Genomic DNA, 13,730 nt, shown 5'->3' on the forward strand with positions numbered 1-13,730 from the left:
GGAATTACTACGCATGAAGCGACTCACCGGACTCTCCGCTCTGGCCCTGATCATCGCTGGTACCAGCGGTTGTGGCTGGATCTATGGCGAAAACGGCTATTTCCGTGACCGTGGCAGCGACTACCTCGAAGCCCGTCAGACAGCCACGATGCAACTCCCGCCAAACGTCGACGCCAAGCGCATCGACCCGCTGCTGCCTGTGCCGCAGCAGGTAGCGACCACCACCGATACCGGCGAATTTATCGTGCCGCGCCCACAAGCCCTGGCTGTAGCCGGTGATGCCAGCGAGTTCAGCCTGCAAAAGAGCGGCGACTCGCGCTGGGTTGTGGCGCAACGTGTACCGGCTGAAGTCTGGCCTGTAGCGCGTCAGTTCTTTGCTGACAACGGTTTTCAGATTGCAGAAGAGCGTCCGCAAACGGGTGAATTCAGCACCTCCTGGCAGCGTTTTGATGCGCTGTCCGAATCCATGGCGCGTCGTCTGAGCAGCCGCGTATCTGGCGTAAATCCAGATGCTGAAACCCGCGTGCGGGTGCGTATCGAGCCAGGCGTGCAGCGCAATACCAGCGAGATTTTCGTGGTCAGCGCCGAGCGTCCAGCCGGCAGCACTGCCGATGTCGCCTTCACCAACCGCAGCAGCAACCCAAGCCTGGATGCTGCGCTGCTCGATGAAATGCTCGTGACCCTGGCGCGCAGCGCCGAGCAGGGTGGTTCGGTATCCTTGCTGGCTGCTCGTGACTACGACGCACCGAACCGCGTTAGCTTGTCCGAAGATGGCAACGGCAACCCGGTGTTGAGCCTGGGGGCGGATTTCGACCGTGCCTGGTCCGGTGTCGGTCGCTCCCTGGAAATGGCTGATGTGCGCATTGACGATATCAACCGCAGCCTGGGTGTTTACTACATCAACCTCGCCGAACGCGCGCAGAAACCTGACGACAAGCCTGGCTTCTTTGGCAGCGTATTTGGCAGCGCCCCGAGCAAGGAAGAGATCGACGCTCGCGCCGAGCGCTACCAGGTACGCCTGACCGCCGTTGGCGATAGCGTGCAGGTCACCGTGGAAAAAGACCTCAACACCATTGCCCCTGCCGACGTGGCGCGCAAGGTGCTGGACCTGATCCAGGAAAACCTTGGCTGACAGCAGGTAACTGCTGCACCGGCACTACCAATAGGCGAAACCCGGCGGGTTTCGCCTGTTTTGTTTACCAAAGGCGGAAATTCCGACATGAGCACAGCCATCACCCTGAGCCTGAAGAAAATCTATTCGGGCAAAGTCCGTGATCTTTACGAGATCGACGACAAACGCATGCTGATGGTCGCCACCGACCGCCTTTCGGCATTCGACGTGATCCTCAACGAGCCAATCCCGGAAAAGGGCAAGATCCTCACCGCCATCTCCAACTTCTGGTTCGACAAGCTCAAGGACCTGGTGCCCAGCCACTTCACTGGCGATAAGGTTGAAGACATCGTCCCAGCCGCCGAACTGCCGTTGGTGGAAGGCCGCGCAGTGGTCGCCAAGCGCCTTAAGCCGGTCGCGGTGGAAGCCATCGTACGTGGTTATATCGTCGGCTCCGGCTGGAAGGAATACCAGAAGAGCGGCACCGTCTGTGGCATTCAACTGCCTGCTGGCCTCAAAGAAGCGGCCAAGCTGCCGCAGCCGATCTTCACCCCCTCGACCAAGGCTGCCGTGGGCGATCACGACGAGAACATCAGTTTCGAGCAGTGCGAAGCGATCATCGGCGCAGAGCTGGCCGCCAAAGTGCGCGACACCTCCATTGCCCTCTACAGCGCAGCGGTGGAATACGCAGCCACACGCGGCATTATCATCGCCGACACCAAGTTCGAATTCGGCCTGGACGAAGACGGCACCCTGACCCTGATGGATGAAGCGCTGACCCCAGATTCCAGCCGCTTCTGGCCGGCGGACAGTTATGTAGAAGGCAAGAATCCACCAAGCTTCGACAAGCAGTTCGTACGTGACTGGCTGGAGTCCACCGGCTGGAGCAAGGAACCGCCAGCTCCAGCAGTGCCCGCTGACGTCGCGCAGAAAACCGCTGACAAATACCGCGAGGCTCTGACGCGCCTGACCGTCTAAATCGCTGCAATACGCGTGTAAGTGCGATACAGAGGGGCGCTACGGCGCCCCTTTTTGTGGACGACTGTTTAGCCCCCTACCAGCCAGATTTGGCCGCTGTTCAACTCCTTTGATCGCAAGCATCTGAAAGTATGTGAAAAATTTCAAAACTGGGGTTCGCCAAACGCACTTCAGCTGTTATCATGCGCGCCGCCACGGGAAGATGCCGGAGTGGCCGAACGGGACGGATTCGAAATCCGTTGTATCAGCGATGGTACCTAGGGTTCAAATCCCTATCTTCCCGCCATATAGATCGTCTAAGCCCCTGAAATTTCTAGAGTTTCGGGGGTTTTTTCGTTTCAGGATGAGCAAGTGTCGAAGAAGTGTCGAAAGCTGGGTAGGGTTAGCTTTGGAGCGGAGGCCATATTCTGGCGACGTGCACCAGGGCAAGAATCCAGACACCGTCACTCTCGGTCTGATAGATCAGGCGGTAGTTCTCGTGGGGTATCAGCTCGCGGGTGCCGACAACCGTTCCCAGTCGCCCTCTTTGCGGAAAGTCAGCAAGGGTGGACGCAGCCGCGCTGAATAGTTCGTCCATGTGCACGGCAGCGGCGGGGTTATCAGCGGCGATGTATTCCCAGATATCCAGACGATCCTGCAGAGCCTCGGGTGTCCAAGTAACCTTCATTAGTTCCCTTGAGCCTTAGCACGGCGAGCGGCGAATTCTGCTTCTACATCATCATTCGATCGACCACGGCCAGCCTCGACCGATACCCTGGCTGCAGCAACCTTACGTTGCACGAATTCATCATGCTCTTTGGCTTGTTGCTGCTGGCGGATGAAATCGCGCATGAGGTCACGCATCACTTGAGAGGCCGGCAGGTGTGCGGCTTGAGCGGCTGCCATGAATCCTTCGCGTAGCTCGGGTTCCAACTTCAAATTGAAAACGGCTTCTTTGGCCATGGTGCGTCACCTCTAAGTCAATTCGTATCTACAACGTATATACGTTGTATGCATGCTAAACAATGCACGCCGCATAGGAAAGCGCAGACCATCGGTTATGGCTGAGGTGTGATGATGCTTAGAAAACGCTGATGATCACTAGCTGGGCCGAATTTGACGGCATCTTGCAGGTGGTCGGGTGCAAGGTGTGCATAGCGCATAGTCATGGCCAAGGTTGTATGGCCCAGGATCTTCTGCAGTGTGAGGATGTTGCCGCCGCTCATTACGAAGTGACTAGCAAACGTATGTCGCAGGACGTGGGATGACTGGCCAGCCGGAACCGGTAAGCGAGATTCAGCCAGAGCCTTATCAAAGCTGTTAAGGATGGTCTGAAGTAGCCATGTATTTCTGGCTGACTTCAGCCCCGCCGATTTTGAAAGCGGCAAATCGATCAAAAACGATCAGATTACCCATTCATTTCTGTGTTTTTAGCCGCCGCGAGTAGCTCGCGGCAGCCATTTCCCGCATTACAGGCGCACCTCTCCTGCATTGGTCAGTAAATGTCGGCGTGCCATCCACAGGTTCGACAGCGCGAACAGCGTCACCAGTTGCGCCGTGTTCTTGGCCAAGCCACGGAAGCGTGTCTTTACATAACTGAACTGACGCTTGATCACCCGGAACGGGTGCTCAACCTTGGCGCGCACCTGGGCCTTGGCCTTCTCGATCTTGCGTTTGGCTTTGTACAGCGGGCTGCTCTTACCCAGCTTCTTATAGGTGCTGCGGCGGGCAGCAACCTGCCAGATCACCTCGCGCCCATCATGTTCGGGGCGCTTTTCGACGCCGGTATAACCCGCATCGGCGCACACCACGTTTTCCTCGCCGTGCAGCAACTTGTCGACCTGAGTGACATCCGCCACGTTGGCCGCCGTGCCTACCACGCTGTGTACCAGCCCCGACTCGTCATCCACGCCAATGTGCGCCTTCATGCCGAAGTAGTATTGGTTGCCCTTCTTGGCCTGGTGCATCTCTGGGTCGCGTTTGCCGTCCTTGTTCTTGGTCGAACTCGGCGCATTGATCAGCGTGGCATCGACGATGGTGCCTTGGCGCAACGACAGGCCACGGTCGCCAAGATAGCCATTGATGACGGCCAGGATGCCGGCAGCCAACTCATGTTTCTCCAGCAGACGACGGAAGTTGAGGATGGTGGTTTCGTCGGGGATACGTTCCAGACTCAGCCCGGCGAACTGCCGCAGGATAGTGGTCTCGTACAGCGCTTCTTCCATCGCCGGGTCGCTGTAGCCGAACCAGTTCTGCATCAGGTGCACACGTAGCATCGCCATCAGCGGATAGGCCGGCCGACCGCCTTCACCCTTGGGGTAATACGGTTCGATCAGTGCGATCAAACCCTTCCACGGCACCACCCGATCCATCTCGATCAGGAACAACTCTTTGCGGGTCTGCTTGCGTTTGCCGGCGTACTCGGCATCGGCGAAGGTCATTTGCTTCATCGGAAAACTCGGCGGGTGGCGTCCGGGCATTTTGCCAAAATCAGGAAGTCTTATTCAGAGTTTCCTTTGCGGGTCTGCTTGCGCTTGCCGGCGTACTCGGCGTCGGCGAAGGTCATCTGCTTCATCGGAAAACTCGGCGGGTGGAGTGCGGATATTTTGCCAAAATCAGGAAGTCTTTTTCAGACCATCCTTAAGGCAGTTGCTGAACTGGCCGTGCTGTTTGAAGTGCCGGTGTATCTGCTGTTCCAACTCCAGGGCGACTGGGATCGAGCGGACGCGCTTACCTTTGGTGTTCACGAACGTAACCAGCTGGTTGCGCACCTTTTCAGGCGTCAGTGCCTGAGCTTCACCCCAGCGAGCACCAGTAGCCAAACAGATTGCCGCGATCATGGCGACGTGAGGTGTCCTGCAATAGCTGTGGATGGTGGCAAACAGTTTTCCGATCTGTTGATCGGTCAGGTAGGCCAGTTCCTTTTCCTGCAGTCGAAGAGGGCGAACACGCGCCAGCGGGTTTGGATAATCAATGTCGCTGAGCTGAAACAGCACGTTGAATACGGAGCGCAGGTAACCAAGGCGATTGTTTAAGGTCTTGGGGTTGGCACCAGCCTTGAGCGCGTTGGTTCTGTACTCGGCGTATTCATTGCCCGTCAGTTTGATAGCTATCGGATTGCCCAAGTCTTTTGCGAGCGTATCAAGCAAACGGCGGCGAGCCTCACCATCTGAAAGGGTATGCGCATGCAGTGTTGCCCATCGGTCGATCAGGTCAGTTAGGCGGCGTCTGTCCTTGGGTTTTGGTGACCAGGCAGGGGCGTCTATGACTTTGGCACGGCACGTTGCCTCAAAGCGTTGGGCTTCAGCTTTGGTCTTGAGCGTCTTACGAAAGCGTTTGCTCTTGATGGGCTCTACATCGACTTTCCAGCGTCCGTCTGGCTGTTGCTCGATGGCCATTAAACGGCACGCCCCCACCGAACGTTACGCTCTTCCAGCAGGTTTTTGATGTGTTTGTAGATGTCGTGCTCGCTCATGTCCTTGGCGGCGTAGTGATCACGAATTACCGGCCAGCATTCCCAGGTTTGCAGCCGATCAAACGCCTTTTTTGCGCCCACCCGTTCCCTTGCCAGCAGGCTTACGAAGTTACCCAGGAACAGTTCGACGTTCTTGCCCGAGAAGCCACGGGAGGTCTTGTAGTAGCGCTTGTATTCGGTGTCTTCGAGCAGGGAATCAACAGGTAGGTCCACGCGCACGTCCTCGCGAATGAGTGTCCAAATGGGGGAGAAATAGCCGGGGCGATCCATCAACTTGAACTGGCGCAGGCCATAGCGCCACAGGCCGTCCAGATGCCCGGCAAACGCTGCAAACGAACGGGTGTCGATGGCTTCACCGGTTTTCACGTCCAGGGAGCCACTGGCGAATTGCTGGATGATCGAGTGGTGATAACGCAGCTCGACACGCCAGACGGTTTGCTTGGGGTTGTAGTTATCCGGGTCGGCCGCATCGAAGCTGTCACGGCGCTTCCAGACGCTTTCCCAGTAGTCGAGCTTGTCGCAGGCCTTGGCCTGTTCGGTCTTGTTGTAGATACAAATCTGCACACCACTGGCAGAGCCGAACATCGAGGTTTCGCCACGTCCGTAGGTGCTGGATTTGGTCGCCCAGTTGATTTCACTGATGCCCGAGATATCGCGCTGTGTGCGGGCCTTGCAGTGCATGCGGGCCACCAGATCGGCCGGAGGTGTCCAGCCCTGGAGATCTAACGCGAGGTGGACGGCGCACTGGTTAATTTCCACATGGGTCATTAACTGGGCGGCGTAGAAGTCCAAACGCGCCTGCAGGCGTTCGGGTGACAGGCTGTCGATTGCATGGGGTGACACTTCGATTTTCAGGTGTGGGCCGATGCAGTCCAGTTTGGCGTTGAAGTTCTTCACCAACAGGATGATGCCCAGGTCTGCGTTCTGCAGCTTGTACTGATACCCGGAGTCACGGCCTACACGGCCGGAGTGCCAACGCTGGCCCGCGAAGTCAACCAAGGTGCCTGGGTTGTCAAATAGCGCCATGATTTCCGGGCGGATCAGCCCCTTGTACAACTGGCGCACCGTATCGACGCCACAGCGCAGCAAGCGCACTTTTGTCAGATCGGTGATCTTGGCGTTTTTCTGGTCGAAGAAGACGCGACCCGTTGCCGACTCTTTGAACTGACGGTCTACCCGAATTTGATCTTTTACGGTCATTTTCTACTGCTCCAAATAGTGACGAATTGAGACTGTTTAAACTTATTTATCTGACGTGTTACAGGGACGTCAGCGCGAGCCGCGCGCCGGGATCGCTCTGGACCTAGCCGCTCCCCGGCGCGCGGCCGCGCTAGTTGGAAAACGGCTTTTCATCACGCGACGTGTCCTCGATGACGGTCACGCGTACAGCGTTCTTTTCAAAGCGCTGCTGGGCGGTGAGCTGTTCTGGTTGTTGTGGTTGGGTGGCGGCCTGGGCTTCCTGTTGCGCAGGTGCAGTGCCTTTGCACATGGACACACCACTCCAGCCATCGCGGCGCAGTTCGACGTAGCACGGGGTTATCACGGTGATGCGGTAGCCGAGGGCGCGCAGGTCGTTGCCGGTCTGGCCGAAGTGAGAGCCGTCTTCACTGAGGACGTGGAACAACACCACCTCTTTGCCCCGTTCGTTCTGGTAGCCGGTCATGGCGGCTTTGACGACGAGGGTTTGCTTCCAGAACGGGTGCGATCCGGGTGCGTCGGTGGCTACGTAAGCTGGCTGATCAGTTTGGCGATCAGCCAGATCATCAGTAGCCACACCAGCAGGCGCAGCAGAAGCTTGCCCAGGAGTTTGAGCGGGGGCAGCAGCAGGCTTTTGAGGCTGGTGGTGAGTGAGCCCGTCAGTGAACAGAGATGCGGAGTCGCCAGCGAAAATAGAGTAGAGAAGAGCGGCAATAAAACCCAGGAGGCCCAGAACCTTAGGCGACAGTAGTAGGTTCTTACCCGCTGCTGTATCGCGGACGGTGCCGGTGGAGGTTGAGTCGTAGAGTTTGAAGGTGGCGGCGCTGATTTTCTTGAGTTCAACGATGGAGGATCCATCGCTATGGGGGCGGTTTTCCTGTGCATCGTGCATGGCCTCTTTATAGCGACCTTTCACCCCGATCAAGGCGAGGTTGGCATGCAGGTAAGCCTTCTCGCAGGTGAGGCGGATATCGTCGCGGATGTAGCGGATGTTGGGGGTGGTAAGGACAACGTCCCAGTTCCAATGCCGGTGGCGAGTCCAGCCGTCGAGCCAGCCAGTAGGCCGGTCGGCTTCTTTGGCTTTTTCGATGCCGCCGGGGAAGTCGAATTGCTCTAGGTCTTTGTCGCGCCAGGATTTGGGGAAAAGGATCTGGGTTTCATCGAAGATCAGAAACGCGCCCTTGGGTGCCCACATAAACCAGCGGCGCAGCTTTTCGAGATCCTCGGTGGATTCCATCGAGAGGTTGATGACCTCGGTGCTCTTCGGGCAGTCGGGGAAGACTTCATAGACCCGATCCAGGGTGAAGCCCCTGATGTTGGTGATGATGGTGCGCCCCTCTTTGATCGCGGGGACCGCATCATCCTGCAGGGCGCCGGAAGTCTTGTAGCTGCCATTGGGGCCGTGATGGATCTTGATCGACATATCAGCGGCCTATGAACGGGACGAACTTCATCGCCATCTTGGTCGGGATGGCGGAGAAGATGATGGTCAGGGCTTCGGGGATGCGGAAGAACGCCAGGGTGTTGCGCATCTCTTCGGGGATGGTCGAGTAGGCGGATTGGATCTGCTGGGTGATGCCAAGGCCCTGGACAATGTCCTGCACCACTTCATAAGCAATCTCGGCGGCGAAGATCATGCTGCTGAAGTAGGCGTAGATCATGGCCTTGGTCATCACGACCATGACCTCTTTGGTGAAGTCGTACAGGCCTTGGTAGATCCAGTGCCACATGTCCTGGATAAAGCCATTCATGCCGGTGAAGAAGTCGGTGATGAAGGAGAAGTCCATAGGAGATCCTCAGTCTTTGATGAAGATGATGTAGGCGGCAAACAAGGTGGCGAGGAAGAGGATCACCACGCCGATGCCAGACAGTTCATCGGCGAACTGGCTTAGGCATAGTTCGTAGGTCTTGCCCATGACGACGAAGGATTCGCAGTAGAGCTGACCACCTGAGCCGGAGAGGTTGGGGCTAACGATGCCCTCGAAGAGGTCGCCAAACTGGTTGGTGACGGTGGCAAATTCGAGCTTGGCCTCGGCAATCTTTTCGTCCCATTCATCGGCATCCAGCGAGCCACGTTCACCGGGGTTTTCCAGGCCATTGCTGGGGCCATCGGTGGTTTCGGTCAGGGCGTCTTTGATCGCTTCAAGCTTGTCGCCGAGGCCTTCCTGCAGGTCGCTGATGGCTTTGTTAGTCGCGGCCTTGTCGGAACCCTGGGCACCACCGCCAACAACGACTTGGCCTTGTTTCTGTTCGTCGTTGTTGGTGTTGCCATCGGCATTGCCACCGTTCTTTGGGTGGTCGGGGCTGTCGTAGGCGATCTTTTCACCGGTCTTCTGGTTGATGCACTCATAGGTGCCATCGACATAGCTGCACTTGCGCGCACCGTTGGGAAAGCAGATGTGCTGACCGTTGACCTCACCGCAGCTGTCACCCTCACCGAAGCAGAATGGGTTACCACCACGGGTGCCGCAGTTGGGCTGTTTGGGGTCGATGCAGGTTTCGTAAGCGCCGGTTTTGAAGCACGCCGGGTCGGTGTCGTTCTCATCCGGAATCTCGGCACTGTTGTCTTCGGGGATATCGTCGACGCCTTCGCCTGGGTTGAGGGCTTCACCGGTGGGTGAGAAGCGCGCGATGCAGTAGGTTGTTGGCGTGATTTCGCCACTTTCAGCCGTGTTTTCGGGCTTTTTGGCGGATTGCCGCCGTGGTCATTGGCGTGAACAGGCATAAAAAAACCGGCGCTAGGCCGGCTTCTTCTGCAGCAAGGCTTGATCAGCTATTGACCAGACTAAGGAACTCGCTGCGCGTGGCGGCGTTTTCGCGGAATTCGCCGAGCATCACCGAGGTAACCATCGAGGAGTTCTGCTTCTCCACGCCGCGCATCATCATGCACATGTGCTGCGCTTCGATCACCACGGCCACACCGAGGGCGCCGGTGACTTGCTGGATAGCTTCGGCGATCTGCCGGCTAAGGTTTTCCTGGATCTGCAGGCGGCGTGTATACATGTCGACGATGCGCGCAACCTTCGACAGGCCGAGCACCTTGCCGTTGGGGATGTAGGCGACATGGGCCTTGCCGATAAAGGGCAGCAGGTGGTGTTCACACAGCGAGTACAGCTCGATGTTCTTCACCAGCACCATTTCGCTGTTATCGGAGCTGAACAGCGCGCCATTGGTAACTTCTTCGAGGGTCTGCTGGTAGCCCTTGCACAGGTACTGCATGGCTTTGGCGGCGCGCTTGGGCGTGTCGAGCAGGCCTTCGCGGGATACGTCTTCGCCAAGTTGGCCAAGGATCGCGGTGTAGTTCTGTTCCAGGGACATGGACAATCTCGTAGGTCTTTCTAAAGGGCGGAGGTTAGGCCGCGAGGGTCGGGCTGGCAAGTGCGTAACCCGCCAGCGGCATGAGCTTATTCGTCGCGGCCATCCATCATGGTGCGCTTGAGCATCACGTACACCGCGCCGGTGCCACCGTGTTTGGCCAGGCAGGAGGTGAAACCGAGTACCTGCGGATGCTGGCGCAGCCAGGTGTTGACGTGGCTTTTGATCATCGGCTTGCGGCCGTCCATGCGCACCGCCTTGCCGTGGGTGATGCGCACGCAGCGCACCTCCAGCTTGTTGGCCTCGGCAATAAATTCCCACAGGGTGTCGCGGGCTTTTTCCACGTTCATGCCGTGCAGGTCGAGGCTGCCTTCAAAACTGATCTGACCCAGCTTGAGCTTGCGCATCTGGCCTTCCTGCACGCCGTTGGCGGACCAATACAGCGGGTCTTCAGCACCGACATCGATCACAAACTGGTCGGACAGGCCGTCGACCTTGACCGACTCCACACGTGCCGTGGCGGCCTGGCGTAGGGTGGCCAGTTGGGCACGGTTGGGTTTCGGTTTGCCGGTATCCGCGCGGTCATGTTTGATCGGTTTGACGCCGCGCAACTCGGCTTTGAATAAGGAAAAATCGTCGTCTTGCATTTAGGGTCTGTTACCGTTTTGTCGTGGCCGCGCCGGAGCCTGTTTTAGCGCGAGGCAAGGCACGAGACACGAAGTTTGTTCAGCACATCCATATGCTTGACCCCTTCGGGGCTGACGCGCAAAAACGCTCCCTGCGTTTTTGTGGTTGTTCCAAATGAGTGTCGAGAGACGCAGTATCGCGCGAAAACAGGCCCGGCCCTTCGGGTTGCGCGAAAAATCTTGCCATGCGGTGTTGGAGGACTTGGCAAGGGCGCGACCATTACCTGCGTCCTCCGCCTAGCCTGGCGAGATGTTACGCGGCAACGCGGCTCGCGACAAAACGGTAACAGCCCCTAGATATCCGCGAAGGCCGCTAGTGTAACCAAGCTGCCAGATCCGTGTTGCCTGGAAGCACTCAGTCGCGCTTTTTCATCAGATGCGGGGCCATGCTCAGGTCACTGGGGCGGCGCAGGCGGCGTCGGCAGCGGCGCCAGAGCAGCACGCCAAAGGTCAGCAACAGCAGCCCGATCACGACCAATACGCTGGCGGCGGCTGGCGATTCGTTCAGTGGGCCGAGCGCGGCAGGTTGGCCGAGCAGAGTGGCGACGCCTGCCATGCTCAGCAGTACGCCGAATGTGGCAAACAATGCGGCCAAGCCAGCGCCCAGACGCAGGCGCCAGTTGCTGGCATTGCGTGGGCGCAGGCGGCGTGCATCGAAACCATCGGAGTGTTTCATTCCGATTTCCTCATGCCAATTTCCTCGGTGGTTATCGGCGGTATGACCGGTGTGGGCTGGTGTGGTTCAACTGTTGCGGTCAGCCCATATCCAGGTTGCGAACTACTGCGCGGCTGGCGGTGGCTCAGATCAAGGCACTGGCGCGCGGTACCACGGCAGCAAAATTGTCGGCCAGGGCGATCATCTCGGCGCGGTGCATCTCGGCGGCGCTGATCACCTGACCGTCGAGCGTTGGCAGGTCGCGGGTGGCGCAAGCGGCATCCACCACGGTACAGCGATAACCATAGTCCTTGGTGGCGCGTACCGTGGTGCTGATACTCGAATGGGTCATAAAGCCGCAGACGATCAGGTCCAGGTGGCCCAGGGCCTGCAAGCGATCATGCAGCTCGGTGCCGTTGAAGGCGTTGGGCATGCGTTTTTCTACGATGATTTCGCCAGGCAGCGGCGCTGCTTCCGGCAGGTGTAGGCCGCGTGGGCCGCGTGGGTCGAGCAGGCCATCGGGGATGCCCAAGTGCTTGACGTGAACGATGGAGCTGCCCAAGTGGCGGGCGGCGGCCAGCAGTTTGGCGATTTCTTCCAGCGCGGCATCCAGCCCCGGTAATTGCAGTACGCCGCTGCGGTATTCCTCTTGCGCATCAATGATCAGCAAGGTCGCATTGCTCAGGCTGGCGGGCGCATGGCTGCGGCCAGTGAGGGCGAACATCGTTTTAGGGGTGGACATGGCAGGAACTCCAGGCTGGCATGGACAGTCCACCCATTGTCCGCCTGTGCTGCGCTGCTGTGAACCTTTGTGGCCGATGATCTTGCGTGTCGCCTATATGGCGAGCAGAATCGAGTGGCTGCCGAGGAACGGCGATTTCAAGCAAAGGAGCTGCAATATGAATCTGATTGCACTGTTTTCTGAGCATTTCTGGCTGTTGTTCGCCGTGGCGATTTCCATCGCTGTGCTGCGCGAACTGCACCTTAAACGAGACTAGCGGCGGCGTGGGTCACCATCGACAAGCGCCAGGGCATGCCCTGGCGTTTGCGTTTCAGTACAGGCCAAACAGTTCGAACTGCAGGTACCAGATACCTAGCGAACCGAAGAAATTGACCAGAATGGCCGGTAGAAACTTCAGGTGCACGGCGAAGCTGTAGGTCTTGTCCAACGACATCGCCATCACCCCGGCGGCTGAGCCGACCACCGTCAGCGAGCCGCCAATCCCCACCATCAGCGCATTCAGCGCCCACTGATTGAGCCCTAGCTGCGGGTTGGACATCAGCGCAGCCGCTTCCACGGGGACGTTGTCCATTACCCCGGACGCGACGCCGAGCACCATGTTGACCGCGGTGGGGTGCAGCACTTCGAACAGCCGCGAGATATACGACAGCCAGCCGACATGGTTGAGGCAGGCCACCGAGGTGATGATGCCGATAAAGAACAGCAGGGCGTTCCACTCGACCTTTTGCAGTTGATCCTGCCAGGGCAGCTCGATGCCGCGGTGCATCAGCAGCCAGGCATACAGGGCGACAATGCCCAGGCCGATGCCGATGGCAAACTCGATGCTGACTTTCAGCATGATGTTGCACAGCACTGCGCCAAATACCGCGAAGAAACCAACGATCGCCAGGCCCGCACCGCCGGGTTTGAGTGCAGATTCGGCCTGGTCGGCCACCTGAATCAGGCTCTGCCCATCGAGTTTGCGCAGGTAGAAGAAATGCAGCGTGGCGGCGAACAACAGCCAGCCGATCAATGCCGAGGGAATCAGCAACAGCAGGCCGGCGATGCTGATCTTGCCGGCCAGCACCACCATCAGGCTGGTCGAGGTGCCGAGAAACCACACCCCGGAGTTGGAGGCGACCACGATGTTGCACAGCGAGATATGGGTGTAGCGCTGATTGGTCGAGATGTTCTTCACCGTCTTGCCGAAGATCATCGCAGTGGTGATGTTGTTGAGAAACGGCGAGAGCAGCGCTGACAGTGCGCCGGTGGCCCAGAACATGCCGCGCGCGCCGAGCCCCTTGCGCATCAGGTAGCCATTGAGCGCGGTGAAGACGTTCCGTTCATTGAGCAGCTCGACCACCATCCACATAAACGCCATAAAGGCGATCAGGCCGAACAGCTCTTCCTTGATCTCGCTCTGCGCATGCAGGAAGAACTGAAAGCCATTGGGGTCGTAAAACGCGTAGTGGGCACCGATAACGATCAGACCGGACATCATGAACATCGCCGGCTTGAACTTATCCATCTCCAGTTGTGCTTCAAAAACGATTAGCGTCATGCCAATCAAAAATATCGCCAGCACGAGCAAGCCCGTGATCGAGAAGGGATCT

14 protein-coding genes, 1 tRNA gene and 2 pseudogenes are annotated in these 13,730 nt (G+C 58.2%); 4 read left to right on the forward strand and 13 right to left on the reverse strand.

Features of this window, described 5'->3' with window-relative positions; translation table 11 throughout:
- Positions 1 to 13 precede the first annotated feature (13 nt).
- From bamC to BLW24_RS18200, 3 genes are all read left to right on the forward strand, one after another.
- A complete protein-coding gene (gene bamC, locus BLW24_RS18190; protein ID WP_090385350.1) occupies positions 14 to 1,132 on the forward strand; it encodes an outer membrane protein assembly factor BamC in 1,119 nt (372 codons plus the stop codon).
- An 87-nt stretch (positions 1,133 to 1,219) separates the two neighbouring features.
- Entirely contained in the window at positions 1,220 to 2,089 is an 870-nt protein-coding gene (locus tag BLW24_RS18195) for a phosphoribosylaminoimidazolesuccinocarboxamide synthase (protein ID WP_090385353.1), read from the forward strand.
- Positions 2,090 to 2,285: 196 nt separating this feature from the next.
- Positions 2,286 to 2,375: transfer RNA gene (locus BLW24_RS18200), tRNA-Ser, on the forward strand.
- Between the two features lie 96 nt (positions 2,376 to 2,471).
- Here the strand turns inward: BLW24_RS18200 and BLW24_RS18205 are convergent.
- From BLW24_RS18205 to BLW24_RS18240, 8 genes and pseudogenes are all read right to left on the reverse strand, one after another.
- Positions 2,472 to 2,756 carry a type II toxin-antitoxin system RelE/ParE family toxin gene (locus BLW24_RS18205; RefSeq protein ID WP_090385357.1) on the reverse strand — a complete coding sequence of 95 codons (285 nt, stop codon included), beginning with the start codon at positions 2,754 to 2,756 and terminating at the stop codon, positions 2,472 to 2,474.
- Positions 2,756 to 3,031 (reverse strand): antitoxin of toxin-antitoxin stability system, encoded by a 276-nt coding sequence (locus tag BLW24_RS18210; protein ID WP_090385362.1) that lies wholly within the window; start codon positions 3,029 to 3,031, stop codon positions 2,756 to 2,758. The genes BLW24_RS18205 and BLW24_RS18210 overlap by 1 nt, the downstream gene beginning before the upstream one ends.
- Before the next feature lie 95 nt (positions 3,032 to 3,126).
- Positions 3,127 to 3,351: pseudogene (locus BLW24_RS18215) on the reverse strand (tyrosine-type recombinase/integrase); the annotation flags it as partial.
- A 186-nt stretch (positions 3,352 to 3,537) separates the two neighbouring features.
- Positions 3,538 to 4,518 carry an IS5 family transposase gene (locus tag BLW24_RS18220; protein WP_090375425.1) on the reverse strand — a complete coding sequence of 327 codons (981 nt, stop codon included), beginning with the start codon at positions 4,516 to 4,518 and terminating at the stop codon, positions 3,538 to 3,540.
- Between the two features lie 192 nt (positions 4,519 to 4,710).
- Positions 4,711 to 5,466 (reverse strand): annotated as a pseudogene (locus tag BLW24_RS18225) (phage integrase); the annotation flags it as partial.
- Complete coding sequence (locus BLW24_RS18230) at positions 5,466 to 6,743, reverse strand: hypothetical protein (protein WP_090385365.1); 1,278 nt, start codon at positions 6,741 to 6,743, stop codon at positions 5,466 to 5,468. The gene BLW24_RS18230 and the pseudogene BLW24_RS18225, both read right to left, overlap by 1 nt.
- Before the next feature lie 130 nt (positions 6,744 to 6,873).
- Positions 6,874 to 8,163, reverse strand: coding sequence for a zonular occludens toxin domain-containing protein (locus tag BLW24_RS18235; RefSeq protein WP_090385368.1), 1,290 nt, complete (start codon positions 8,161 to 8,163; stop codon positions 6,874 to 6,876).
- A gap of 1 nt (position 8,164) precedes the next feature.
- The gene (locus BLW24_RS18240) at positions 8,165 to 8,527 is read right to left on the reverse strand and encodes a DUF2523 family protein (RefSeq protein ID WP_090385372.1); all 363 of its coding nucleotides are present in this window, start codon (positions 8,525 to 8,527) and stop codon (positions 8,165 to 8,167) included.
- A 453-nt stretch (positions 8,528 to 8,980) separates the two neighbouring features.
- On the opposite strand from BLW24_RS18240, the gene BLW24_RS18245 reads away from it, so the two are divergent.
- Entirely contained in the window at positions 8,981 to 9,361 is a 381-nt protein-coding gene (locus BLW24_RS18245; protein WP_090385379.1) for a hypothetical protein, read from the forward strand.
- Positions 9,362 to 9,509: 148 nt separating this feature from the next.
- Here BLW24_RS18245 and folE read toward each other — a convergent pair whose 3' ends face one another.
- The 5 genes from folE to nhaD all read right to left on the reverse strand — a co-directional run bounded on the left by folE (position 9,510) and on the right by nhaD (position 13,678).
- Positions 9,510 to 10,058 carry a GTP cyclohydrolase I FolE gene (gene folE, locus BLW24_RS18250; protein ID WP_090385382.1) on the reverse strand — a complete coding sequence of 183 codons (549 nt, stop codon included), beginning with the start codon at positions 10,056 to 10,058 and terminating at the stop codon, positions 9,510 to 9,512.
- An 86-nt stretch (positions 10,059 to 10,144) separates the two neighbouring features.
- Positions 10,145 to 10,702: a Smr/MutS family protein gene (locus BLW24_RS18255; protein WP_090385386.1), complete on the reverse strand. Its 558-nt coding sequence runs from the start codon at positions 10,700 to 10,702 to the stop codon at positions 10,145 to 10,147.
- Positions 10,703 to 11,096: 394 nt separating this feature from the next.
- Entirely contained in the window at positions 11,097 to 11,417 is a 321-nt protein-coding gene (locus BLW24_RS18260) for a hypothetical protein (protein ID WP_090385393.1), read from the reverse strand.
- A gap of 124 nt (positions 11,418 to 11,541) precedes the next feature.
- Complete coding sequence (locus BLW24_RS18265; RefSeq protein WP_090385397.1) at positions 11,542 to 12,138, reverse strand: cysteine hydrolase family protein; 597 nt, start codon at positions 12,136 to 12,138, stop codon at positions 11,542 to 11,544.
- 310 nt (positions 12,139 to 12,448) lie between these two features.
- Positions 12,449 to 13,678 (reverse strand): sodium:proton antiporter NhaD, encoded by a 1,230-nt coding sequence (gene nhaD / locus BLW24_RS18270; RefSeq protein ID WP_208600197.1) that lies wholly within the window; start codon positions 13,676 to 13,678, stop codon positions 12,449 to 12,451.
- Between the last annotated feature and the right edge of the window lie 52 nt (positions 13,679 to 13,730).

It is taken from the genome of Pseudomonas anguilliseptica (assembly GCF_900105355.1).
Classification (GTDB): Bacteria; Pseudomonadota; Gammaproteobacteria; order Pseudomonadales; family Pseudomonadaceae; genus Aquipseudomonas; species Aquipseudomonas anguilliseptica.